Source organism: Micromonospora sp. NPDC049230 (genome assembly GCF_040647875.1).
Lineage (GTDB): Bacteria > Actinomycetota > Actinomycetes > Mycobacteriales > Micromonosporaceae > Micromonospora.
In genome coordinates this window covers 55,505-76,881 of sequence record NZ_JBEZCZ010000019.1, presented here as the reverse complement: position 1 = coordinate 76,881, position 21,377 = coordinate 55,505, and the positions used below count along the sequence as shown (strand labels likewise).

General features: G+C 69.9%; 16 protein-coding genes. 9 read left to right on the top strand and 7 right to left on the bottom strand.

Annotated features, from left to right (window positions below):
- Positions 1–198 precede the first annotated feature (198 nt).
- Both AB0A95_RS18000 and AB0A95_RS17995 read left to right on the top strand, forming a co-directional pair.
- A complete protein-coding gene (locus AB0A95_RS18000; protein WP_357556854.1) occupies positions 199–354 on the top strand; it encodes a hypothetical protein in 156 nt (51 codons plus the stop codon).
- 808 nt (positions 355–1,162) lie between these two features.
- Entirely contained in the window at positions 1,163–5,047 is a 3,885-nt protein-coding gene (locus tag AB0A95_RS17995; RefSeq protein ID WP_357556853.1) for an AAA family ATPase, read from the top strand.
- Between the two features lie 54 nt (positions 5,048–5,101).
- On the opposite strand, the gene AB0A95_RS17990 is transcribed toward AB0A95_RS17995, so the two are convergent.
- Entirely contained in the window at positions 5,102–5,539 is a 438-nt protein-coding gene (locus AB0A95_RS17990) for a hypothetical protein (RefSeq protein WP_357556852.1), read from the bottom strand.
- A gap of 178 nt (positions 5,540–5,717) precedes the next feature.
- On the opposite strand from AB0A95_RS17990, the gene AB0A95_RS17985 reads away from it, so the two are divergent.
- Positions 5,718–8,066, top strand: a complete 2,349-nt coding sequence (locus AB0A95_RS17985) for a glycoside hydrolase domain-containing protein (protein WP_357556851.1) — start codon at positions 5,718–5,720, stop codon at positions 8,064–8,066.
- On the top strand, positions 8,066–8,710 hold the full coding sequence (locus AB0A95_RS17980; RefSeq protein WP_357556850.1) for a hypothetical protein: 645 nt from the start codon (positions 8,066–8,068) through the stop codon (positions 8,708–8,710). Before AB0A95_RS17985 ends, AB0A95_RS17980 begins: the two co-directional genes overlap by 1 nt.
- Before the next feature lie 169 nt (positions 8,711–8,879).
- Here the strand turns inward: AB0A95_RS17980 and AB0A95_RS17975 are convergent, their stop codons facing one another.
- The 3 genes from AB0A95_RS17975 to AB0A95_RS17965 form a co-directional block, all read right to left on the bottom strand.
- A complete protein-coding gene (locus AB0A95_RS17975) occupies positions 8,880–9,668 on the bottom strand; it encodes a TIGR03943 family protein (protein ID WP_357556849.1) in 789 nt (262 codons plus the stop codon).
- The gene (locus AB0A95_RS17970; RefSeq protein ID WP_357556889.1) at positions 9,665–10,606 is read right to left on the bottom strand and encodes a permease; all 942 of its coding nucleotides are present in this window, start codon (positions 10,604–10,606) and stop codon (positions 9,665–9,667) included. The genes AB0A95_RS17975 and AB0A95_RS17970 overlap by 4 nt, the downstream gene beginning before the upstream one ends.
- A 239-nt stretch (positions 10,607–10,845) precedes the next feature.
- Positions 10,846–14,154 carry a S8 family serine peptidase gene (locus AB0A95_RS17965; protein ID WP_357556848.1) on the bottom strand — a complete coding sequence of 1,103 codons (3,309 nt, stop codon included), beginning with the start codon at positions 14,152–14,154 and terminating at the stop codon, positions 10,846–10,848.
- A gap of 466 nt (positions 14,155–14,620) precedes the next feature.
- Here AB0A95_RS17965 and AB0A95_RS17960 point away from each other — a divergent pair, with 466 nt between their 5' ends.
- The gene (locus tag AB0A95_RS17960) at positions 14,621–15,037 is read left to right on the top strand and encodes a transcriptional repressor (protein WP_357556847.1); all 417 of its coding nucleotides are present in this window, start codon (positions 14,621–14,623) and stop codon (positions 15,035–15,037) included.
- Between the two features lie 59 nt (positions 15,038–15,096).
- Here AB0A95_RS17960 and AB0A95_RS17955 read toward each other — a convergent pair whose 3' ends face one another.
- The 3 genes from AB0A95_RS17955 to AB0A95_RS17945 form a co-directional block, all read right to left on the bottom strand.
- The gene (locus tag AB0A95_RS17955) at positions 15,097–17,205 is read right to left on the bottom strand and encodes a bifunctional SulP family inorganic anion transporter/carbonic anhydrase (RefSeq protein WP_357556846.1); all 2,109 of its coding nucleotides are present in this window, start codon (positions 17,203–17,205) and stop codon (positions 15,097–15,099) included.
- Between the two features lie 146 nt (positions 17,206–17,351).
- Positions 17,352–17,612, bottom strand: a complete 261-nt coding sequence (locus tag AB0A95_RS17950) for a type B 50S ribosomal protein L31 (protein ID WP_357556845.1) — start codon at positions 17,610–17,612, stop codon at positions 17,352–17,354.
- Positions 17,609–18,904 carry a GTP-binding protein gene (locus AB0A95_RS17945; protein WP_357556844.1) on the bottom strand — a complete coding sequence of 432 codons (1,296 nt, stop codon included), beginning with the start codon at positions 18,902–18,904 and terminating at the stop codon, positions 17,609–17,611. Before AB0A95_RS17945 ends, AB0A95_RS17950 begins: the two co-directional genes overlap by 4 nt.
- A gap of 156 nt (positions 18,905–19,060) precedes the next feature.
- Here AB0A95_RS17945 and rpmB point away from each other — a divergent pair, with 156 nt between their 5' ends.
- The 4 genes from rpmB to AB0A95_RS17925 are packed head-to-tail and all read left to right on the top strand — an operon-like array spanning position 19,061 to position 21,295.
- Positions 19,061–19,297, top strand: coding sequence for a 50S ribosomal protein L28 (gene rpmB / locus AB0A95_RS17940; protein ID WP_357556888.1), 237 nt, complete (start codon positions 19,061–19,063; stop codon positions 19,295–19,297).
- Positions 19,297–19,464 (top strand): 50S ribosomal protein L33, encoded by a 168-nt coding sequence (gene rpmG, locus AB0A95_RS17935; protein ID WP_013287204.1) that lies wholly within the window; start codon positions 19,297–19,299, stop codon positions 19,462–19,464. The genes rpmB and rpmG overlap by 1 nt, the downstream gene beginning before the upstream one ends.
- Positions 19,464–19,769, top strand: a complete 306-nt coding sequence (gene rpsN / locus AB0A95_RS17930) for a 30S ribosomal protein S14 (protein WP_357556843.1) — start codon at positions 19,464–19,466, stop codon at positions 19,767–19,769. The genes rpmG and rpsN overlap by 1 nt, the downstream gene beginning before the upstream one ends.
- 53 nt (positions 19,770–19,822) lie before the next feature.
- The gene (locus tag AB0A95_RS17925) at positions 19,823–21,295 is read left to right on the top strand and encodes a choice-of-anchor M domain-containing protein (protein WP_357556842.1); all 1,473 of its coding nucleotides are present in this window, start codon (positions 19,823–19,825) and stop codon (positions 21,293–21,295) included.
- Positions 21,296–21,377: the final 82 nt, after the last annotated feature.

Sequence of the window (21,377 nt, the reverse complement as noted above, 5' to 3'; positions counted from 1 at the left end):
GCCATACCGGACGTATTTCGTGTGATCCGCGGCGAGTGCAACGCTGGGTCGATGGGTTGGTGGGAACGATCTCGAAGTGGATCACCTCACCCGCTGCGTCGGCCAGGCCCGGGCGTACGACCGGCCATCTGGCCGTCCGACCTGCGGGAGCTGATCGGGGACCTTTCGTCGGCCCAGCCGGAGACTCGGGCCGAGTTGATGGCTCTGCTGCGGCGATTGGAGTCGGCGAGGTACACGCGCATACCCGAGCGGGTGTACGAGATCGGCGAGATGATCCGCCGGCACGCGTCGGCGCCGGACGACGACGCGACCGCGGCCTGGGCGGTCTGGCACGCCGTGCCGGAGCGGACCTGATGGCGAGCGCCCGGGATCGCTGCCAGCACGCCAAGAGCCTGCTCGGCACGCTGCGCGCCAGTACGTGTGGAGCTTTACGCGAGATCAACTTCCCTCGTGTGGAGCATCGAGTCCGCTTATCTCATGTGTGCACAGCGAGCCTTCGGGAGTCGCTGCCACCTGCACTGACACTGCCGCATCGCGCTGGTGGGGGCGTAGGTGAGCCCCGGCGGGCCGCGCCCTCGCCGGCCCGACGAGCAGCTCATTGAAGCGCTCGTTCCCACCCCACCGCCGGTCGCACCGCCGGAGCCGGCACCGCTGCCGACATTGCCCGCGCCCGCCGCCCGCACGAGTGATGGCGTGCTGTTCGACGTGGGCCGCCCCGACGCCGCCGGCCGCGTGACCGCTCGCGCATTGCTGCGAGCCTTGGGCTGGACGCCAGGCCTCACCCTGCACGTCGACGCCGTGACCGGCGCAATCCTGATCACCCCGGCCGCCGATGGCGCGCACGCCGTGGGCACCCGCGAGGAGCTGCCCCTACCGGCCGCCGCCCGACACCTGTGCGGCATCGCCCCCGGCGAACCCGCGCTCCTGGCTAGGCCGGTCCGGTTCTGTACGGGCGTGTCAGCCGCTCGTTCTTCTCCGTCCAACGACGGACCAAGGATCACAGACTCAGTGGCTGGATGGACGACCGCTGGGTCTATGGCTTGTGGCCATACTTGGGCTTGGTTGGCCGGATTTCGAGTGGCGGGCGTTCGGCGCGGAGCCCGACAGTGCGAACTGCGTTTACCTATGGTGGTCAGGTGAGTGCTGGCTGTAACGTACGGGCGTGTTAACCGACAGCGAGCCGGACCCTGATCCACGAACGGCCGCCGGGGTTGAGGATTTCGTCACCGCGTTGAAGGCACTCCGGCACGGCTCCGGCCACTCCATCCGGGACCTGGCGCAGATGGTGACCGCACACGACATCGCACACACGGTCTCCGCCTCCACCCTCGGCGGCTGGTTCACCGGTGCCCACCTGCCCACCCGGAAGCTGACCAGCGCGTTCGTGAGCCTGCTGGTCGTGCTCGGGGTCAGGGACGAGAACCGGATCGCCGTCTGGCTGGCGGCGCTCGACCGAGTACGGGCGCAGCCGGGGCCGCGGTCAGCCGAGGCGCCGTCACCGTTCCGTGGTCTGACCACCTACGAGGTAGAGCACGCCCGGTTCTTCCAGGGACGCGACGACCTGGTCGCCGAACTGCTGGCCACGGTACGTCGCCGGCAGCAGCACGGTGGGCCGGTGATGGTCGTCGGCCCGTCCGGGTCGGGTAAGTCGTCGCTGCTCCGCGCCGGCCTGATCCCGGCCTGGTCGACGGCACACCTGCTGTTCACCCCGGGCGAGCGGCCGCTACGGGCGCTGGCCGGGCACCTTGCCGCGCGAGCCGGCCAGAACCCCGGCGACCTGTACGACCGCCTGCGGATGAACCCCGCGACGGCCCGGACTGTCCTCGGTGAGTCAGACGGCGCCAGCCTGATCATCGTGGTCGACCAGGCCGAGGAGATGTTCACCCTGTGCGCCGACCGGGTGGAACGGATCGCCTTCGTCGATGCGCTGCACACGGTCACCGCGGCGGTGGTATATGGACTGCGCGCGGACTTCTTCACCCAGGCCATGCGGCTGCCCACGCTGACCGAGGTGCTGCGGCACGGACAGGTCGTTGTCGGCCCGATGACCGAGGCCGAACTGCGGCACGCGATCGTCCAGCCGGCTCGGCTGGCCCAGCTCACGGTGCAGCCGGAACTGGTCGAGGTGCTGCTGCGCGACCTGGCGCCGAGGCAGACGCTCGACGGCCGTGCTGGTCACGATCCCGGCGCGCTGCCGCTGCTGTCCCATGCCCTGCTGATGACCTGGCGGCAGGCCTCCGGGCGGACTCTCACGGTCGAGCACTACCGGGCCACCGGCGGCATCCGTGGCGCGATCACGCAGACCGCGGAGGACGCTTACGCGGCGCTACCCGGCGAGGTCGAGCGGGATGCCGCACGGCGGTTGTTCCTCCGGCTGGTCCACACCGACGACGAGACCGTCGACACCCGGCGCCGGGTGGCTCGCGCCGACCTGCTGTCCACCAGCGACCGCGACGAGGTCGAGCAGGTCGTCCAGCGGTTCGCCGCGGCCCGCCTGCTCACCGTGGACGGCGACACCGTGGAGATTGCCCACGAGGCGCTGTTGTGGTCGTGGCCACGCATGCGGGAGTGGCTCGACGCCAACCGGACCTGGCTCCGCTTCCACCGGCCGTTGGCCGCCGCCGCACAACACTGGGAGGAGACTGGTCGGAGCCTCGACGGGCTCTACCGTGGCGGGATCTTGCAACTGGCCCAGGAGCAGGTCGAGGGCCATCGCGACCAACTCAGCGGGGCCGAACGCGCGTTCCTGGAGACGAGCCTGCGTCACTCCGAGTCGCAGCGAGCCGCCGAACGGCGCCGCGCTCGCCGCCGCCTCCAGCTCGTCGCCGCGGTCGTCGTCTTCGGGCTGCTCGCCGCCAGTGTGCTCGGCTATGCCGTCGAGGTCCGTCTTGCCCGGTCGGCGGAGCAGGCCCGGTCCGCGTTCGCCGCCGCGCAGTCCACCTCCCGGCAGATCGCCGTGAAGGCCGACCGCATGCGCGAGCAGGACATGCCGCTCGCGCAGCTGCTGGCGCTCGCGGCGTACCGGGCGTCGCCAACCCCCGAAGCCCGATCAAGCCTGCTCAACGCGACGTCGGTACCGGCCGTGACCCGGCTGCGCAGCCCGGTCGGACCGGCCAAGAGCGTCGTGTCCAGCTCCGACGGGTACACCATGGCCGCCGGTACGGAATCCGGTCCGGTGCAGGTGTGGCGGGCCGACGGCGCCACCGGATTCACCGCCGCGCGCCTGCTGACCGGGCCGTCGGACAGCATCGTCTCGCTTGCCTTGGCCCGGTCCGGCCTGCTGGCCGGCGGCGGCAAGGACCCTACGGTCTACCTGTGGTCGCCCACCGGCGACACGGCACCGGTCGGACGGGCCACCGGGCTCACCGGTGAGGTGCTGAGCGTCGCGTTGTCGCCGGACGCCGGAACCCTGGCCGCAGCCGGCACCAATGGCCACGTCTACCTCTGGGACGTCACCGACCCGGCCCACCCGGCGGCTCTCGCCGACCTCGTTGCCGCCGAGCCCGGATTCGCCGCGAGGGGTCTCGCGTTCACCCCGGACGGACGCGTTCTGGCGTCCGGCAGTTACGACTCCTCGGTACGGCTGTGGGATGTCAGCGACCCGGCCCGCCCGGTGCCGGCCGCCACCCTCGACGACCCCACTAGCCGCATCTTCGCGATCGCGATCAGCCCGGACGGCCGGCAGTTGGCGGCCGGCACCGCGGCCGAGCACAACGTGTACCGGTGGGACATCACCGACCCGCGCCGTCCGGTCCCGGCCGGTGCGCCGCTGACCGGACCGGCGAGCTGGATCAACACGCTCGACTACAGCCCGGACGGCCGCCGGCTGGCCGCCGGCAGCTCGGACAACACTGTCTGGCTGTTCACCGACGGCTCGGACCGCAACCCGGCCCGGCTGCCGCACCCCGACCCGGTCACCACCGCGAGTTATCGGCCGGATGGCACCCTGGTGACCGTGGCGACCGACGGCACTCTGAGGTCCTGGCACCTGCCCGGGCCCGTCATCGACGCCGCAGACTCGGTCTTCGGCATCGCTTTCGGTGCCGGTGGACGCCGGCTCGCGGTCGGTGCGGGTGCCGCGGACAACAGCCTGGCCGTCTGGGACGTCAGCCAGCCGCAGCGGCCCCGGCCGGACCGCCCACCCCGGCACAACGAACCCGGCGCCAGCAAGTACGTGGGCACTGCGGCGCTAACCCCGGACGGCCGGATCTACGCCGTCGGACGCCAGGACGGCTCTCTCGAACTGTGGGACGTGAGCCGTCCCGGCACATGGCGACGGCTCGGGTCCCCGGTCATGGCCGCCGGAGATCTCGCCGAGCACGTCGGCATCAGCCACGACGGCCGGCTGCTGGCGCTCAGCGCCGACGACAACAGCGTCCACCTGTTCGACATCGGGGATCCGGCCCGGCCCGCGCCGCTGGCCGTGCTGGCGGGCACCAAGCCGGGGATCATCTATCAGACCGCGTTCAGCCCCAACGCCAAGCTCCTCGCCATGGCCAGCAACAATCACGACACGTACCTCTGGGACATCGCCGACCCGCGCCGGCCGCGGCTCACCGCGACCGTGCGAGGCTCGGCCGAGCCGATCTTCACCACCGCGTTCAGCCGTGCCGGAGATGTCCTGGCCACGGCCGGGGTGGACAAGACCACCCGGCTCTGGGACGTCACCGATCCGGCCCGGCCGAAACCCCTGGCCACCCTCACCGGGCCGGTCGGCGAGGTGTACTCCGTCGCGTTCAGCCCGGGCCGGGACGTACTCGCTGCTGGCAGCACCGACGACACGGTCTGGCTCTGGGATGTGCGGGACCCACGCCACCCGGGTCACCTGGCCACGCTGACCGGGCCTGCCGACGCGGTGCTCGGCATCGCGTTCGCGGCGGACGGCACCACGCTCGCCGCGGGCGGCCACGACCGCACGGTACGGCTGTGGACCACCGACCCCGATCTCGCAGCGGCGCAGATCTGCGCCACCGCCGGATACCCGCTCACCGCCGCGGAGTGGCAGCAGTACGTGCCGGCCGGCGCGTACCGGCCGCTCTGCCCATAAGCAAGCGGCCAGCCCGCGCCGGCCTGACGACCACCTATCGCCCGGTCGACCGGCTCACGGAGCCCTCCAGCAGCCGGCGAAAAACCAGCCGAGGTAGGTCTGGTGGCCAAGCCCGTCGACCGAGGACGCGTGGAAGCCGGCGCAGACCTCAGTGCCGGGGTTCGCGTTCACGGTGTAGGTCCAGTTGGTGCCGGGTACGCCGTACTGGCTCGCCCCATTCGGGTTCCAGGCCGACTGAGTGACGATGAGTCCAGCTGTCCCGGCGATCCGGCTGAGCCGGCCCCAGCCGACCCGGCCACAGCCGGTGGCGTAGCGGATCTCCTCGCGCATGGTCACGCCACCGATGGTGAAGTCGGTGTATTTCGGGGTGCTGCCGGTGCCGCACCCGCTGGGATCGACGCCGGGTGTGCCGGCCCAGGCCGGAGCACTGCCGCCGACCAGGGCCACGGTAACCGCGGCCGCCAGCAGGCCGGCCTTGATGGTGGTACGCATCGGATACTGTCCCTTCGCTGATCAGCCGCACCGGTGGCGGCTGTGCCACCAAGGTCGCCGCCGCGGAACCGGTCCGTCCAGGTCCGACGAACAGTCCGGACGACCTCGGTGTACGGGGTTGTCCGGACATCCACGGAGCCGGTGACCGGAACCCGGCCCGCGTTTCACCATCGGGTGCATGTCAGATCCGAAAGTGCTCCAAGCACAGCAATGGGTGAACGCTACCTACGAGTCCGTCACCGGCTACGAGGAGTGCCCGGAGGACGGCCGCACGGGTTGGTCGACCATGAACGCCCTCATCGAGGGCCTACAGCACGAGCTGGGCATCAGCCCGGTGGTCGCGAGTTTCGGCCCTACCACGGCGGCGCGCCTCAAGGCGTTGGGCGAGATCGGCCCGAGCCTGACCGGCGGCGTGAAGCCGAACATCATCGCGATCCTTCAGCACGCCCTGTTCTGCAAGGGCTACTGGGGGGCCGACGTTTACGGCACGTACAACGGTACGACTCTCAGCGCAGTGCAGAGCCTGCGGTCGAACATGGGCATCCCGCCCGGCAACGGCACCGTCGACGTACGAGTCGCCCGCTGCATCCTCAACATGGACGCGTACGTGGTCGTCGCTGGCGGCACCGACAAGATCCGCGATGTGCAGCGCTGGCTCAACGGCCGGTACTGGCAGCGGGACGCCTACACGATCGGGCCGTGCGACGGCATCTACTCCCGTGACGTGCAGAAATCCCTGATGATCGCCATTCAGTACGAGTTGGGGCTCAGCCCCAACGGCAACTTCGGGCCCGGTACGCAGGCCGGTCTGCGGACGCACCCGCTCTCGGCCGGCTCCAGCGGCATCTTCGTCGAGCTGTTCTCGGCCGCCTGCGTCCTCAACGAACCGATCGGCGTCTACCGCACCAACCGGCGCAGTACGTATGACGCCACCCTCACCGACTTCGTGCGTGCCTTCCAGCAGTTCTCCCTGCTTAACCCGTCCGGCGCCGCCGACTACCAGACCTGGGCGCAGCTGCTGGTCTCGATGGGTGACCCGGACCGCCCTGCGTCCGGCTGCGACACCCGCTTTGAGATCACCGCAGCCAGGGCGAGCTGGTTGTACACCAACGGCTACCGGATGGTGGGCCGGTATCTGTACGACCCACCCGGCTCCACCCTGGACAAGGAAATCAAGCCCGGCGAATTGCAGGTGATCTTCAACGCCGGCCTGCGGGTGCTGCCGATCTACCAGGACAACGCCCGCGAACCGGCCGACTTCACTTACCTGGCCGGCTATCAGCACGCCGTCAACGCTCACAACCTCGCCGCTGGGCACGGATTCGACCGGGGCACGGTGATCTACTTCGCGGTCGACTACGACGCAACCCAGGACGAGATCGACGAGGCGGTCATCCCCTACTTCCAGGGTGTCTCGGCTGGGCTGACCAGCTGCGGCAAGCGGTATGTGCACGGCGTGTACGGCTCCCGCAACGTGTGCGCCGACGTCACCGACCGCACCTTCGCGCGCTGCTCCTTCGTCTCGGGCATGTCCTGGGGCTTCTCCGGCAACCTCGGCTTCCCGCTGCCGGCGAACTGGTCGTTCAACCAGATCAAGGAGTTCCAGGTCACCAACGGCGCCGACACGTTCGACCTGGACCGCGACATCTGGCGCGCCAGCGCCGACCCCGGCTCGTCTTCGGTCAACAACCCGGCCGGCCCGGCCGACGCCTTCGTCGCCTATGTGCAGCGGCTCTACGACCTCGCCGTCGCTTACGGCGGCAGCAGATCGTCGTCCCAGCTGGTCATGGAGTTCATCAGGCACCGCGAGTACGGCAGCAAGGACCCGATCAACCAGCTCGGTTGGTCCTTCCTGATCGGCGACTTCGACCAGGGATTCATCGACTTCGCCGAGGCACGTGGCGCCACCATCCAGAGCGGTTTCAAGGACCCGTACACCGGGTTCGACCTGGGCGCCGAACACCTGATGGCGACGGCCAACGGCCACTACGTCACAGCGCGGCCGGCCGACCCGGCCGAAGCGAACGGCGGCGACGTGGCCGGTTGGGCCGGGGACCTGATGACCTTCTACGCCGACTGGCTCACCTCCGAGGAGGAGTACGCCTCCGGCGAGGCGTTCTGCGCCGCCAAACTGGCCAAGCCGAACGTGGTGTCATCGTTCAGCTTCACCGACTTCTGCGAGGACGCCGACGGCTATCTCATTGCCGCCGCGGTCCGTTCGGGCCGGACCATCGTCCAGGCCGTCCGCGACCACTACGTCAACGGCGGGGGCGTACACCGATTCACCGATTACTTCACCAGTCGATGGGGCACCGCCGTGCGTAGCTATGACGCCGCGTACGCCGCCCTGACCAAGCCGGACCTGACCCTGGGGCTGGCCCGCAAGCAGTTGATCACCCTCCACGGCGTGGCCCTGCTGCCGTCGATGATGGCCGACCTGCCCGGTGGCGCTGCAAAGCTCGCCGGCTTCGTACAGGGCTTCACCACCGCCCTGCAGGACCGCGTCACATGGAAAGGACCTTCCTGATGGCCGCAGAGATCTCCCGTCGATCCCTCCTCACCGCCGCCGCCCTCGCCGGGTCGGTCGCCGCGGTCGCGCCGGCAGCGTCAGCCGCCGCCGCACCCCGGCGATGGACCAAGGCCCGCTCGGCGAACGGCTGGCCGATCACCGAGCGGACGGCCTGGTACTCGATCGAGGGCAGCGGCCTGCGGGTGCGGCTCGCCGCCGGTGCCCCGGCGGCGATTCTTGTCTACGTCGCCCGTCGTCTGCACTACGAGCTCGACCAGCTCAGCCCCGGCGACGTCGTCGGCGTGCCCGCTTCCAAAACCGTGACCGAGGACTACGAGTCGAACGGCCTGTCCGGCACCGCCGTCACCTTCCGCGCCCGCGCCTACCCGCTTGGCGTGACCGGCGGCTTCTACGAAGCCGAACTGGTCGTGATCCGGGACATCCTCGCCGAACTCGACGGCGTCGTCGCCTGGGGCGGCGACTTCCGCCGGCCGAAGGAGGCGCACTTCCAGATCGCGCACGGCCCCGGTCATCCGGCACTGCTGCTGACGGCGAGCCGGGTGCTCGACAATAGCGGAGCACGCCCGGCCGGACCACGAACCGACGGCACGCTGTCCGCCGGCTCCATCGATGCGTTCGACCCCGCCCGGCGAAGCCGCTGAGACAGGCCGGCGTGCATGGATACATGCCGACGTCGAGGGGTCGAAGCGGCAAGGTGCGCGCTCTCGGAGCGCCGGTAGGAAGACAGACGTGCTTCTCGCCGGAGCCCGCAGTGTCTGCGGCGCTCCGGCGGCCGTACTCGCCCAGCGTTGTTGCGCGGGGTGCGGAGGACTATTCGTACGGGTCCTTGGGGGCGGTCACCTGTCGCCAGGATTCGATGTCGATGTAGGGGATCTCCTCGTCGTTGATGGGGTCGTGGGTGATGCGGTCGGTGTAGCGGCCGGTGACCTGGATCCAGGTGTCGTTGGCCAGACCGGTGGGCGCGCTGCCGGCCATGCCGAGTTTGACCGGTCGGCCGTCGGCGGCGCAGCAGGACAGGATCATGCGGGCGAGGATCGGTTGTCCGTCGGGTCCCGGGGTGATGAAGCCGGTGAGCTGGACCCGGCGGTTGCCGATCGACTCGCCCTTGTCGAACAGGGCGCGGGAGGCGTAGTCGAACACTGTGGTCGTCGCCGGATCGCCGGGCGGCAGGGGCGGGTAGTCATCGTCCTGGTCAGCGCTGAGCGCGGTGCCCGCTTGGCCGGCGGCGAACGAGCCGAGGGCGGGTGGACTCACGAGCAGCAGGCCGAGGGCTGGGAGAAGCAGCAGCCAGGCGACTCGTGGTTCGTGGTGGGCGTGTTCGTTGGGGAGATCTTGCCTCGCTGATCCGCTCGTGCTCTGTTCAGCGGGCTGCGGCGGATTCCCGCCGGCGGGATCGTTCCGGTCCTCGGGCCGGTCGATGTAGGGGCGTAGTTCGTACCAGAGGGTCATCACCGCGACGGCGATCAGCAGCAGGCTGGCGGCGATGAGGAACGGTCGCAGCCCTTCCTTGACGTAGCGCAGGTAGAGGTCCGTGACGCTGGCCCGCAGGACCGCGGCTCCGAGGAAGGTCAGGACGCAGGCCTGTGCCATCCGGTTCACAGCAGCACCATCCCGGTGATGACGGCGACCGCGACGGCGACCGTGAAGGTGGCCGGCGCGAATCGGGCGGCGAAGCGACGGCCGAAGATGCCGGCCTGCATGGAGATGAGTTTCAGGTCGACCATCGGGCCGACCACCAGGAAGGCCAGCCGGGCGGTGAGGGAGAACTGCGACAGGGAGGCGGCGACGAACGCGTCCGCCTCGGAGCAGATCGACAGCAGCACCGCGAGCCCGGCCAGGGCGAGCACGGACAGCACCGGCTGGTCGGCGAGGGTCTGCAACCACCGCTCGGGAACGACGACGTTGATGGTGGCAGCGGCCATCGCGCCGATGACGAGGAAACCGCCGGCGTGGGCCACGTCGTGGCGTACGGCGGACCAGAAAGCTTCCCCGCGTCGGAGCCCGTCCAGGTCGGGTCGACGCGGGAGTCGGATCCAGTCGGCGCGGCCCAGTCGCAGCCAGAGCCAGCCCATGGCCATGGCGACGATGAGGCTGGCGACCGCGCGGGCGAGGACCATCTCCGGGTTGTTGGGAAAGGCCACGGCGGTGGCGACGAGGACGATCGGGTTGATCGCCGGCGCGGCGAGCAGGAATGCCAGTGCCGCCGCTGGTGTGACGCCGCGGCGGATCAGGGAGCCGGCGATCGGCACGGCTCCGCACTCGCAGCCGGGCAGGATCACCCCGGCGGCGCTGGCGACCGGGACGGCGAGGGCGGGATGCTTGGGCAGGGCCCGGGCCCAGAACGAGCGGGGTACGAAGACCGCGATCACGGCGGAGAGCAGCACCCCGAAGACGAGGAATGGCACGGCCTGCACCATCACCGAGACGAACACCGTCGTCCAGGTCGCCAGCGACGGCGCGGACAGCAGTCCCGCCAGGGGGTCGCGCAGGAAGATGAGCAGCACCAGCACGGCGGCGAGGATCTGGACCGAACCGATCCGGCCGGCGAAGGGAAACCGGGGTCGGTGACCGTGGTCGTGCTGAGCAGTGTCGAGGCCGGGCGGCGTGCCACGTGCGTCGACGGGCGCGTCGGGGACGGTGTTGGTGGTGGGCTTGGCTGCGGCCACGCCGCCCCCCTCTCCGCTCTGGGGATGTGGATACGTCTCAGCGCCGGGTCGCGGTGCGTGGGAGCCCAGCCCAGGAAATCGGGGATGGGCTCCCACGCGATGCGGATGGATCAGCTGACGGTGCCGATGGAGACGGCGCCGCGTCCGACGACTGCGCCGTCGTTGGTGACGACGGCCAGTTCGCCGTACAGCTCACGCCCGGCGCTTGGGGCGGACTGGGCGGTCACCGTCCCGGTGAGGGTGGCGGTGGCGCCGTTGGGCAGGGCGAGCGGGGTCGGCGGGGTGTCCAGCGTGCCCAGCGACGACGCCGAGAACGAGTCTCGGTAGTCGTAGGCGGTGTTGGTGTTCGGTCCGTCGACGGCGTACCCGTCGACGACGACCCGGTAGGTGCCCGCCGGCGGGTTGGCGATGGTCACCGCTTCCTCGGAGTCACCGTCAGCGGACAGACCGACCTGCGTGTCGCCGCGGAACACCGTCAGGTCCAGGTCGGCGCCCAGGTTGGCGGTGTTGCCGATCCGGGCCGTGAACCTGTTGGCACCGGCCGGAACGTCGACCAGGTACTCCTGCTGGGCGCCCTCGGCGATGGTCGGACGCTCGGCGTGCACGCTGGACAGCGGACCGCCCTGACCGGTCACCGCGACCGGCCCGAAGGTGTTGGTCAGCGTCCACGTCGCCGGGGCCGGCTGGCCGGCGGTGAGCGCCGGCAGTTCGATCACGGCTGGTTCGACCTGCACGCCCTGCACCCGGGCCTGCAACTGGAACGGGTTCTGCAACGCCGGTGAGGTCCGCCGTGCCTCCACCTCGATCTCCCAGACCCCGGCGATCGGGTTCTGGTAGTCGCGCTCCTGCGGCTTGCAGGCGGCGGCGTCGGAGTAGTTGGTGTAGCAGGCGGTGCTGGTCGTGCTGTCCACCGGCACGCCGTAGGGGTTGATGGCGATGAACCGGGTCTGCGACCCGGTGGCGATGCCGGACAGGTTCACCTGTAGCGCCCCGGCACCGGCCGGCACGGTGATGAAGTACGAGGTGAAGCTGTTGCGCGCCACCGAGCCCTCGGCGGAGAACGAGTAGCCGGGCTTGGTGACGGTGGTGGCGGCCACCACGACGGCGGAAACCTCGAAGTCGAGTACCGAGGTCTTCGGGTCGTCCACGGTCAGGATCGTGCCGTGCGCGCCGGTGGTCGACGGCTTGGCGGTGACCGGGATCGTGACGGTCTTGTTCAGCGGGAGCGCGACCGTCTTGGGTGCGGTGAAGGTGCCGTCGTTGCCGCGCAGGGCCAGCTTGTGGCTGATGGTTCCGGCCGGGCCGCTGGTACGGGTGACCTTGACCGGGTAGGTGCGGCTCTGGCCGACCTTGTGCCCGCCCTCGGCCGGGGTGCAGCGGTTGTAGACGCCGGCGCCGCGGTGGGGGTTGGGGACGAACCGGCTCAGGTCGCGGTCGTAGCGGGTGAGGTTCTCCGACAGCTCCGTGCAGACCGGGGCGTCGGAGACGTACGAGCGGGTCTCGACGGTCTTGGCGAGCAGCTTCCACGCACCGGGGACGTTGAACATGCCGTAGCCCTGCGCGTACGTCGCCACGTCCGTGATGGGCTTGGCGGAGGTGTAGATGGCCCGGCGCAGCGCGGCCGGGGTGACACCCTTGTCGGTGGCCTTGGCGGCGGAGAGCAGCAGAGCGGCGGCACCGGCGGCCTGCGGGGAGGCCATCGACGTGCCGTTGAGCATCTGGTAGCCCGGCGGCAGCGTGTAGCCGGCCTCGGCAACGGGGATGCCCGGCTGCCACGTCGGCGCGGTGGAGATCGCCGATCCGGGGGCGGTGATGTTCGGCTTGAAGCCACCATCCTCGCGCGGACCGCGAGAGGAGAAGTTGAACAGCGCGTTCTTCTTCGTGACCACCGAGCCGTAGTTGGCCAGCCAGGTGTCCTTGCTGATGTTCGCGGCGACGCTGACGACGTTCTCGGCGACCGAGGGGTCGCCGACGGTGTTCAGGCCCGGTCCGGAGTTGCCGGCGGAGATGAACATCTGCACGCCGTAGGTGGTGATCAGGTCGTTGTAGAGCTGCGCGCGGGCGTTCGCGCCGTCGTTGAGCGTCGGCAGGCCACCGATGGACATGTTGACCACGTCGACGTGCCGGTTGATCACCAGGTCGGCCATGCCGGTGGTCAGCGCCGCGGTGGTGCAGCCGCCACCCCAGGAGCAGGCCCGGGCGGAGACGAGCTTGGCGCCGGGGGCGGCGCCGTCGAAGGAGGTGTTGCCGAGCATGTCGTTGGCGGCGGTGATGCCGGCGACGTGGGTGCCGTGGGTGGCCTCGATGATGCCGATGTTGACGTAGTCGGCGTACGGGCCGGGCTGTCCGTCTCCCGGGTTGATGTCGACGTCCTCGCGGTACTCGACAACGAAGGGCATCTGGTCCCGCACGGCGGTGGCGGGGTTGTCGGTGCCGAAGTGCCCGACGTCGAAGCGTTCCCGGTACGGGCGCATCAGCGTCTCGTCGGTGAAGCTGTTGTCCTGGTCGACGTCGACCCAGATGTCGTGGGTCTGCGGGTTGTAGAGCACGCCCCACGCGTCGGTGGTGTCCCCGTCGCGGTTCACGTCACCCGCCGGGTCGCTGGCGGCGGTGATCGACTCGCGGAACAGGTTGAACGTGTGGGTGCCCGCCGGCGCGGTCCACGTCGCGCCGCCCGCGCTGAACGAGGGTCCGGTCACCTCGGTGACCATGCGCCGCCAGGTGCCGTCGTTCTCGGTCACGGGATCGGTGGCGGTGACCCAGTCGACGATCTTCCGCTCACCGGTCGTGGTCTTCTGCAGCGCCGGCTGATCCAGGTCGATGCCGGAGTCCATGATGCCGATTGTCACCCCGCGGCCGTCCCACTGCGGGTGAGCGGCTTTGAAGGACTCCGCGCCGGTCTCGTTGGTCGGCATGTACGGGTTCACCGCGCCGGTGCCCGCGCCGGGACCGCTGAGCGTCGCGCCCTGCGCGGCGGCCTTCGCACCGGAGGCCGCGGCACCGGCGGTCGGGTCCGGTAGGTGGATGACCTCGTCCAGGTCGATGGCGGCGACGCCCGGCAGCCTGGCGGCCTTGAGGACCTTGCTGGTGGGCACTGTGGCCAGGACGTAGCCGATCTGGTCAAAGCGCCTGTTGACCGCGCCGCCGAGGGCCTCGACGCCATCGACGACAGCGTTGCTCCGGCCCTTTTCGGCTGCGACGATCAGGGTGACCGTCGGCGCGTGCTTCGCCTCGGCCTGCGCGAGCAGCTTGGCGTCGTGCGAACCCAACGTCTCGGCGGGGGTGGCCGCAGGAGTGTCGGGGGTGGAGGGAGCGGCACTCGCGGTGGCACCACCCGTCACGGTCATGGCACCGGCCGCCAGGACCGATGCGAAGAGCGCGGCGGAGGTACGTCTGCGCAGATTGCGGGGTCTACTCACGTTCTCTTTCCTCCAGAGAACAGGGCCCTGAGATGACAGGGCACGCGTGAGCGAATCCTTCTTGGTGTTGGTAGTCGATGTCGATAGGTGGTTCGACGTTGTGATCTCTCCGTGACATCGTCAGCGTGCCCCTTCACGACGAGGATGAGATCGACCGCCATGACCTCGAAGGATGTTCTCTGACCAAAGTCGGCCGTCGCCGCGCCGGTCGACGGCAGAGGCCACGGCCCGTCGGTGATGTCGCGCTGTCACGCCCGCCGCCCCACCGATACTCGTTTCGGTTTCCGTTACCGTGCGCCCGGCGCTCGACCTGCGGCGGGCCGATCCGCGCTGCCCGCACTGGCACAGAAAGCGGGGTCGGAAGATGGCGCGGCGGCGCACATGCGCAACAACGCATAATGGTCCGACGGGCAGCGGGGCGACGTGTCGGAAGCGACAGGCCGGCGGCGCCCGACATCACGGGAGGATGGCGGCCACGGTGAACCAGGCGATGCCGAATGTGACCCGGAACACCCGACAGCGGGCAGAGGTGCTGGCGCTGCTGCGCGAGGTGGAGGGCTTCCACTCGGCGCAGCAACTGCACCAGATGCTGCTGGCGCGTAAGGCGGGAGTCGGCCTGACCACCGTCTATCGAACGTTGCAGTTGCTGGTGGATGCCGGCGAGATCGACTCGACTCGGCTGCCGGGCGGCGAACAACTCTTCCGCCGGTGCAGCCAGAGCAAACACCACCACCACCTGGTCTGCCGAGACTGTGGGCGCACCGTCGAGGTGGCCGGTCCGGCCGTGGAGCGGTGGGCCGACCAGGTTGCCACCCAGCACGGGTTCGTGGACGTCGGCCACACTTTGGAGATCTTCGGCACCTGCGCCGAGTGCGTCCAATGAGCGATAGACGGATCGTCTAGTTCGAAACCAGGGCGTGGGTCGGTCGGGTAGTAGCTGGCTCAGGTGGAGATGGGGTGGTGGCGGCGGTTGGAGTCGACGGCGTACATGCGGGCTTGGGCGATGTCGAAGTACATGCCGGTCAGGGTGAGACGGCCGGCGGCGACGGCGGCGTTGACGGTGGGGTGGGTGCGCAGGTTCGCTAGTTGCTGGGTGATGTTGGCAGTGCAGCAGGCTTGTTCGTCGGTCGGGTCGTCGAAGTGCGCACCGGACTGGGCGAGCCAGCGGCCCAGTGCCGAGTCGGTGTCAGTCGTGCCGCTCATCAGGGCTCGTACCGCGCTGCAGCCGGAGTGTCCGCAGACGGTGATGGTGGTGACGCCGAGGACGGTGACGGCGAAGTCGATCGCGGCGGCGACCGAGGTATCGGGGGCGTCGTTAGCGGGCACGATGTTGCCGACGTTACGCACGCAGAACAGGTCGCCCGGGCCGCTGGCGGTGATGAGGTTGGGGACCAAGCGTGAGTCGGCGCAGGTGATGAACAACTGGTCGGGTGCGTGGCCGTTGTGGGTGAGTTCGGCGAGTTCGGGTCGGACAAGCGGCGCGACGCTGCGTTCGAATTCGCGGATGCCGGCGGCCATGGCGTCTTGGCGGTCGCGGTCGGCACCCTGCCACCGCGACCAGGAGCCGAGGAAGCGCGGGGTGCTCTTGCCGGCGCCGAGTCGGTCGGAGGCGGCACGGTGGAACCAGGAGTCGTGCATCTCGCTGATGTGGACGTCGCCGCCGGTTCGAATGTAGGACTGCTGCCAGTTGTGGAGGGTTTCGTAGGCGCCGTGGTCGAGATAGTCCAGATGCAGTTCGACTTCCACGTGCTGGGCGGCGGGTAGCGCGGCGAGTCGGCGGGTGAGCCGCCCGGAGGCGATGAACGCCAGGCTTCCGGAGATCGACACGAGCCACGTGTCGGGTGCCGGTTGCGTGGTCCGGATCTCGCAGCGGGCGAGGCGCCACAGCATGAACAGCACCGCTGCTGCCATGCCGAGGCCGACGCCGGTGAGCAGGTCGGTGGCGGTGACACCGGCCGCGGTGATCAGGTACACGGGCAGTTCCCGGTGCCGGGCATACGTGCGGATCTGCGCGAGGCTCACCAGCCGCAGGCCGACGACCACGAGGACCGCGGCGAGCGCGGCCATCGGGATCATCTCCAGCACCACAGCGCAGAGCAGCACGAACACAGCGATCCAGACGCCGTGCAGGATGGCCGAGGCTCGGGTGCGGGCGCCGGCCGCGACATTGGTCGAACTGCGTACGATGACGCCGGTGACCGGCAGGCCGCCCAGCGTGCCCGAGACGGCGTTCGCGGCGCCCTGGGCGATAAGTTCCCGGTTGAGGTCGGCGCGTGGCCCGTCGTGCATCCGGTCGACGGCTACCGCAGAGAGCAGCGACTCCACGCTTGCGACCAGGGCGATGGTGATAACGGCCACGGTGATCTCGCGCAGCGGTGCCTCCGGCCAGCGGGCGGTGGTCAGTTCACTGAGTGGCTCGGCGGGCAGATTTACCCGCTGCACGTCGAGGCCCAGGGCCGTCGCGAGAACGGTCGCGGCAACCACCGCGATCAGTGCCGCCGGGAGTAGGGTCGTCTTGACCAGACGTGGCCAGATCAGCAACAGCGCGATGGTCAACGCGCCCAGCAGGACGGACACCCCGTGGTGACCGGCGATCTGACCGGGTAGATCACGCAGGTTCGCCCACGCGGAGCTCTGGGGCGCGCCGCCGAGCACCACGTGAATTTGGCTCAGTGCGATGACCAGCCCGATGCCGGCGAGCATGCCGTGCACAACTGCCGGTGACAGTGCGAGCGCTGCCCGGCCGAGGCGGGTGACGCCCAGCAGAATCTGCACCCCTCCGGCGACGGCCACGATCGCGGCGGTGCCGGCGAAGCCGAACTCGACGATGGTGCCCGCGACGATCACGGTGAGGCCAGCCGCCGGCCCGCTCACCTGCAGCGGAGCTCCGCTGAGTGCGCCCGCGACGATACCGCCCACGACGGCGGCGATCAGCCCGGCCAGCAATGGCGCCCCTGACGCCGCAGCGATACCCAGGGACAACGGGATCGCGATCAGGAAGACCACGATCGATGCGGAAAGATCATGTCGGAATGCCTTGAGGGCGGACATTCCGGGAATCTACCTGCGCAGAGTTAACGAGGCATTACACCAGTGACGTCCTGTGAGCGCGACGCCGGCAGCAATCGCCTGGACGAGTAGACGGCGGACCCACCAACTGCCGCGCCGGTCGGTCCAGCCGACCGGCGCTCCGACGGTCACCTGCCCTGGGGCCTGCGGCGGGCATACTTTTGGCGGAACTTCTCGACGCGGCCCGCGGTGTCGAGGAGGCGTTGCTTGCCGGTCCAGAAGGGATGGCTGGCGGAGGAGATCTGGACGTCGATGACCGGGTAGGTGTTGCCGTCGGCCCATTCGATGGTCTGGTCGCTGGTGGCGGTGGAGCGGGTGAGGAAGGCGAAGTCGGCGCTCCTGTCGCGGTAGACGACGGGTCGGTACTCGGGGTGGATTCCGGGCTTCACGCGGGTGGCGCTCCTGCGGTGTCGGTGTCGGCCAGCTCCTCGGTGTGGCGGGGGAAGCAGCCGGCGAACGGGTCGCGGTAGGTGCGCCAGGTTTCCTCGCCGTCGGCGAGTTCGGCGTCGGTGAGCAGGCAGCGGGCGAGGGTGCGGTGCAGTTCGACGGGGTCGACGTCGAGGCCGATGAAGACCAGGTGCTGGTGGCGGTCGCCGTAGTAGGGGTCCCATTCCAGTGCGGCGGCGAGGCGGCGTTGGTCGTCGACGTGTTCCCAGCGGTCCTCGGGCAGGCTCACCAGCCAGTGTCCGAGCGAGCCCATCGACAGGCCGCCGCCGGCGAACTCCCACGCCACCACGGCGTCGGGTTGGCTGGCCAGCCAGAGATGGCCTCGGGAGCGGATCATCTCGGCGTTGACCTGCTCCAGGACGTCGTGCAGGCGTTGCGGGTGGAACGGGCGGCGGGCGCGGAAGACGGCGGAGACCACGCCGCAGTCGGATTCCGGCTCGTGTGTGCCCAGGGTGTAGCCCTGCAGCCCGCGGGCGAGCAGCCCGGGGGTCTCTGGTCGGTGCCGATGGGTGTGGCGCAGTTGGCGGGTCAGTGTGCTGGCGTCGACGAGGTCACCGCCGATGCGGATGTGCACCGCCCACGGCGCCATGCGTTGCAGCAGGACCGACAACCGACTGGAGTCGAATTCGCCCTCCCGGGACTGCCCCCAGAGCACCAGCGTGTCGGCGTACTCGATCTGGCGGACCACGACGTCGGCGAGCGCCCGGTCGTCGTTCTCCGCGGCCTGGATGCCGAGTGCGGTGAGGGCGTCGGTGCTGGCGAGGCCGTCGAGCAGGTGTTCGGCGTGGAGGACGGTGACGTAGGAGTCGACGCGGATCAGCTCGGTGATCGGTGCGCCGTCGACGAGGCAGTGGGCGCAGGCGGCGGCGACCGCCTCCGGCTCCGCCACTTCGGGCAGCATCAGCACCAGGTCGCGGCCGGGATGGCTGTGGGCGAGCCGGACGAGGGTGGGCAGCACGTCGTCGCGCAGGGTGCAGGAGACACAGCCGTGCCTCAGGGTGACCTGCTCGTCCTCGATGATGCCTGCGCTGGAGCGCACCACCCGGCGTACGACGCCGTCGCGGATTCCGGCGAGGTCGTGCCGTACCAGCAGCAGTGACTCGTCGGCGGCGAGCAGCGCGCGAGCGACGGCGTAGGTCGCCGCCGGCCAGAATCCGGACAGCACCGTCAACGACGGCCGGGTGTCCGCGTCTGTTGTCACGACGTGGGTCGGGGCCTGTGGTGACGATGACATCGCTCTCCTCTCGAAGCTTAATGGAAACGATTGTCATTCTAGGCATACCGAAGCCGGCGTGGCCAACGGTGACCCGGGGTGGGTCTGACCGAACGGGTGATGTAGAACTGAAAACCGTTGTCGTTATCGTTTGTCTTGAGCAAGGGAGCGTTCACTGTGTCCCGTCGTTGTGACGTCACCGGCGCGAAGCCGAGCTTCGGCAACGCCGTGTCCCACTCCCACCGGCGCACCCGCCGCCGGTGGAACCCGAACCTGCAGAACCACAGCTACTGGCTGCCGTCGCAACGGCGATGGGTCAGCCTCACCCTGACGACGAAGGCGCTGAGGACCGTGGACCGCAAGGGCATCGAGAGGGTCGTCGCCGAGCTGCGCGCCCGAGGGGTGAAGCTCTGATGGCCCGCCAGACCGATGTGCGACCGATCGTGCGGCTGCGCAGCACCGCCGGCACCGGCTACACGTACGTCACCCGCAAGAACCGCCGCAACGACCCGGACCGGCTGGTGCTGCGCAAGTACGACCCGGTCGTCCGCCGGCACGTCGAGTTCCGCGAGGCCCGCTGATGGCCAAGAGAAGCCTGGTCAATCGGCAGGCACGCCGCGAGGAACTGGTAGCCCGGCACGCCGAGGGGCGGGCGGAGCTGAAGCGGCTGGTCGCCCATCCGGACACCGACCCGGAGGTACGCGCCGACGCGGTGCGCCGGCTCAGCCATCTGCCGCGGGATTCCAGCCCGGTGCGGCTGCGCTCACGCGACCAGATCGACGGCCGTTCGCGCGGGGTGCTCACCCGGTTCGGGTTGTCCCGGGTGCGGTTCCGCGAGCTGGCTCTGCGTGGCGAGCTGCCCGGGGTGCGCAAGGCGTCCTGGTGATGGCAGCGCATGTACCACCGCGCGCAGGTACGCGCGGTGCTGAAAGGGGAGGTATGAATGCGACTCTGAGGGCTCGCGGTTTCGCGGCCCTGGTTGCCGGGGCGGTGGTGGTCGCCGGCACGGTGCTGGCGCCGACCACCGCGTCGGCGGCCGAGAAGGTGCTGCTGTCCAAGGGGCACACCGATGCGGTCGACGTGCACTACGAGGATGGTGCGCTGTCGTTGAAGGTGCACGACGACACGGTCAGCCCTTCGGTGACGCGGGACCCGGCGGACGTGACGTTCCAGGTCCTGCCGGAGGCGGCGATGGCCGTTCCGGACGATCCGCGGTTCGCCTTCCTCGGGCCGGCGGGCAGCCAGGTCTGGTTGCTCCCGCTGACCCAGGACCCGGATCTGCTCTGGCCGGGTTGGAACACCACGACGCTCGGTTCGGGGGTGTTCGAGGGGAACAAGGTACGGCTGAGCCTTGTCGATGTTCAGGGGCCGGGCGCGGTCACGCTGTTCACGCAGGACTCGTTCGGCGGTCCGATCATCAAGTTCCGCTCCGACGACGGTCTGCCGGACGCGATCGACGTGCCGGTGCACACGCACGCGCACTCGAACTGGGCGTTCGGCGCGCTGGGTAGCTACACCCTGACGTTCCAGGCCGACGCGACGTTGACCAGCGGCACGACGGTCAGCACCGGGCCGGTCGACTACTCGTTCGTCGTCGGCGAGCTGTCCGGCGGTGGGCCGGAGGTCGGCCTGTCGGTCAGCGGTATGGCCGACGAGTACCAGCCCAACGACACGGTGACGCTCAACGCGGTGCAGACGCCGCAGACCGAGCTGGACCACTACCACTGGTTCAGCAGATGCCCCGGCACGGACGACTGGGCCATCATCGCGGGTGAGGCGGGAGCGAGCTACTCGTTCACGGCCACCCGGGAGCTGAACGCCTGCGAGTACGTGGTGAAGCTGTATGGGGACGCCCACGAGGTGGTAGCGACCAGCGAACCCGTGGCCCTCTGGGTGGCGTTCCCGCCGGAGGAGCCGGGCACCTCGCAGACGATCACCGCGTCGATCGACGAGACGCAGGGTTCGCTGGTAATCAGCGTCAACCCGGACGACCGGGCCGTGGTGCTGCCACCGGCGCAGCTCACCGCCGGTGGTGACCGGTGGGAGAGCAACGGTGAGCTCCGTCCGGTCACGGTGACCGACACCCGCGCCGGCCGACCGGGGTGGAGCGCGTCCGGGCAGATCCCGGCCGACTTCGCCGGGCCGGACGGTGCGACGTTCAGCTCCGGCTACCTCGGCTGGAACCCTCGGGTTGTCGCTCAGGGTTCCGGGCAGGGTGTCGTCGCCGGTCCGGCGGTTACTCCGTACGTCGTCGGGTCTGGCGGCGGTCTCGGAAACAGCGCGGTGCTGGGCACGGCGCCGGGCGGTGCCGGGCGGGGCACCGCGCAACTGGGCGCGGGTCTGCGGCTGAGCCTGCCCACCGAGACGGTCGCGGGGACGTACTCCGCGACCCTCACCCTCACCGCGATCTGATCGCCCGAACCCGTCCGGTGGCCCGGCGCTGAACCCGGGTCACCGGACGGTCGCGGGGTGGGCGGGCTGTTGCCGCGACCCG

Bases quoted from the DNA above. Each gene is read 5' to 3' on its own strand.
- AB0A95_RS18000 (WP_357556854.1), top strand. From the start codon at position 199: ATGGCTCTGCTGCGGCGATTGGAGTCGGCGAGGTACACGCGCATACCC.
- AB0A95_RS17990 (WP_357556852.1), bottom strand. From the start codon at position 5,539: ATGCGTACCACCATCAAGGCCGGCCTGCTGGCGGCCGCGGTTACCGTG.
- AB0A95_RS17985 (WP_357556851.1), top strand. From the start codon at position 5,718: ATGTCAGATCCGAAAGTGCTCCAAGCACAGCAATGGGTGAACGCTACC.
- AB0A95_RS17980 (WP_357556850.1), top strand. From the start codon at position 8,066: ATGGCCGCAGAGATCTCCCGTCGATCCCTCCTCACCGCCGCCGCCCTC.
- AB0A95_RS17960 (WP_357556847.1), top strand. From the start codon at position 14,621: ATGGCGGCCACGGTGAACCAGGCGATGCCGAATGTGACCCGGAACACC.
- AB0A95_RS17955 (WP_357556846.1), bottom strand. From the start codon at position 17,205: ATGTCCGCCCTCAAGGCATTCCGACATGATCTTTCCGCATCGATCGTG.
- AB0A95_RS17945 (WP_357556844.1), bottom strand. From the start codon at position 18,904: ATGTCATCGTCACCACAGGCCCCGACCCACGTCGTGACAACAGACGCG.
- rpmG (WP_013287204.1), top strand. From the start codon at position 19,297: ATGGCCCGCCAGACCGATGTGCGACCGATCGTGCGGCTGCGCAGCACC.
- rpsN (WP_357556843.1), top strand. From the start codon at position 19,464: ATGGCCAAGAGAAGCCTGGTCAATCGGCAGGCACGCCGCGAGGAACTG.
- AB0A95_RS17925 (WP_357556842.1), top strand. From the start codon at position 19,823: ATGAATGCGACTCTGAGGGCTCGCGGTTTCGCGGCCCTGGTTGCCGGG.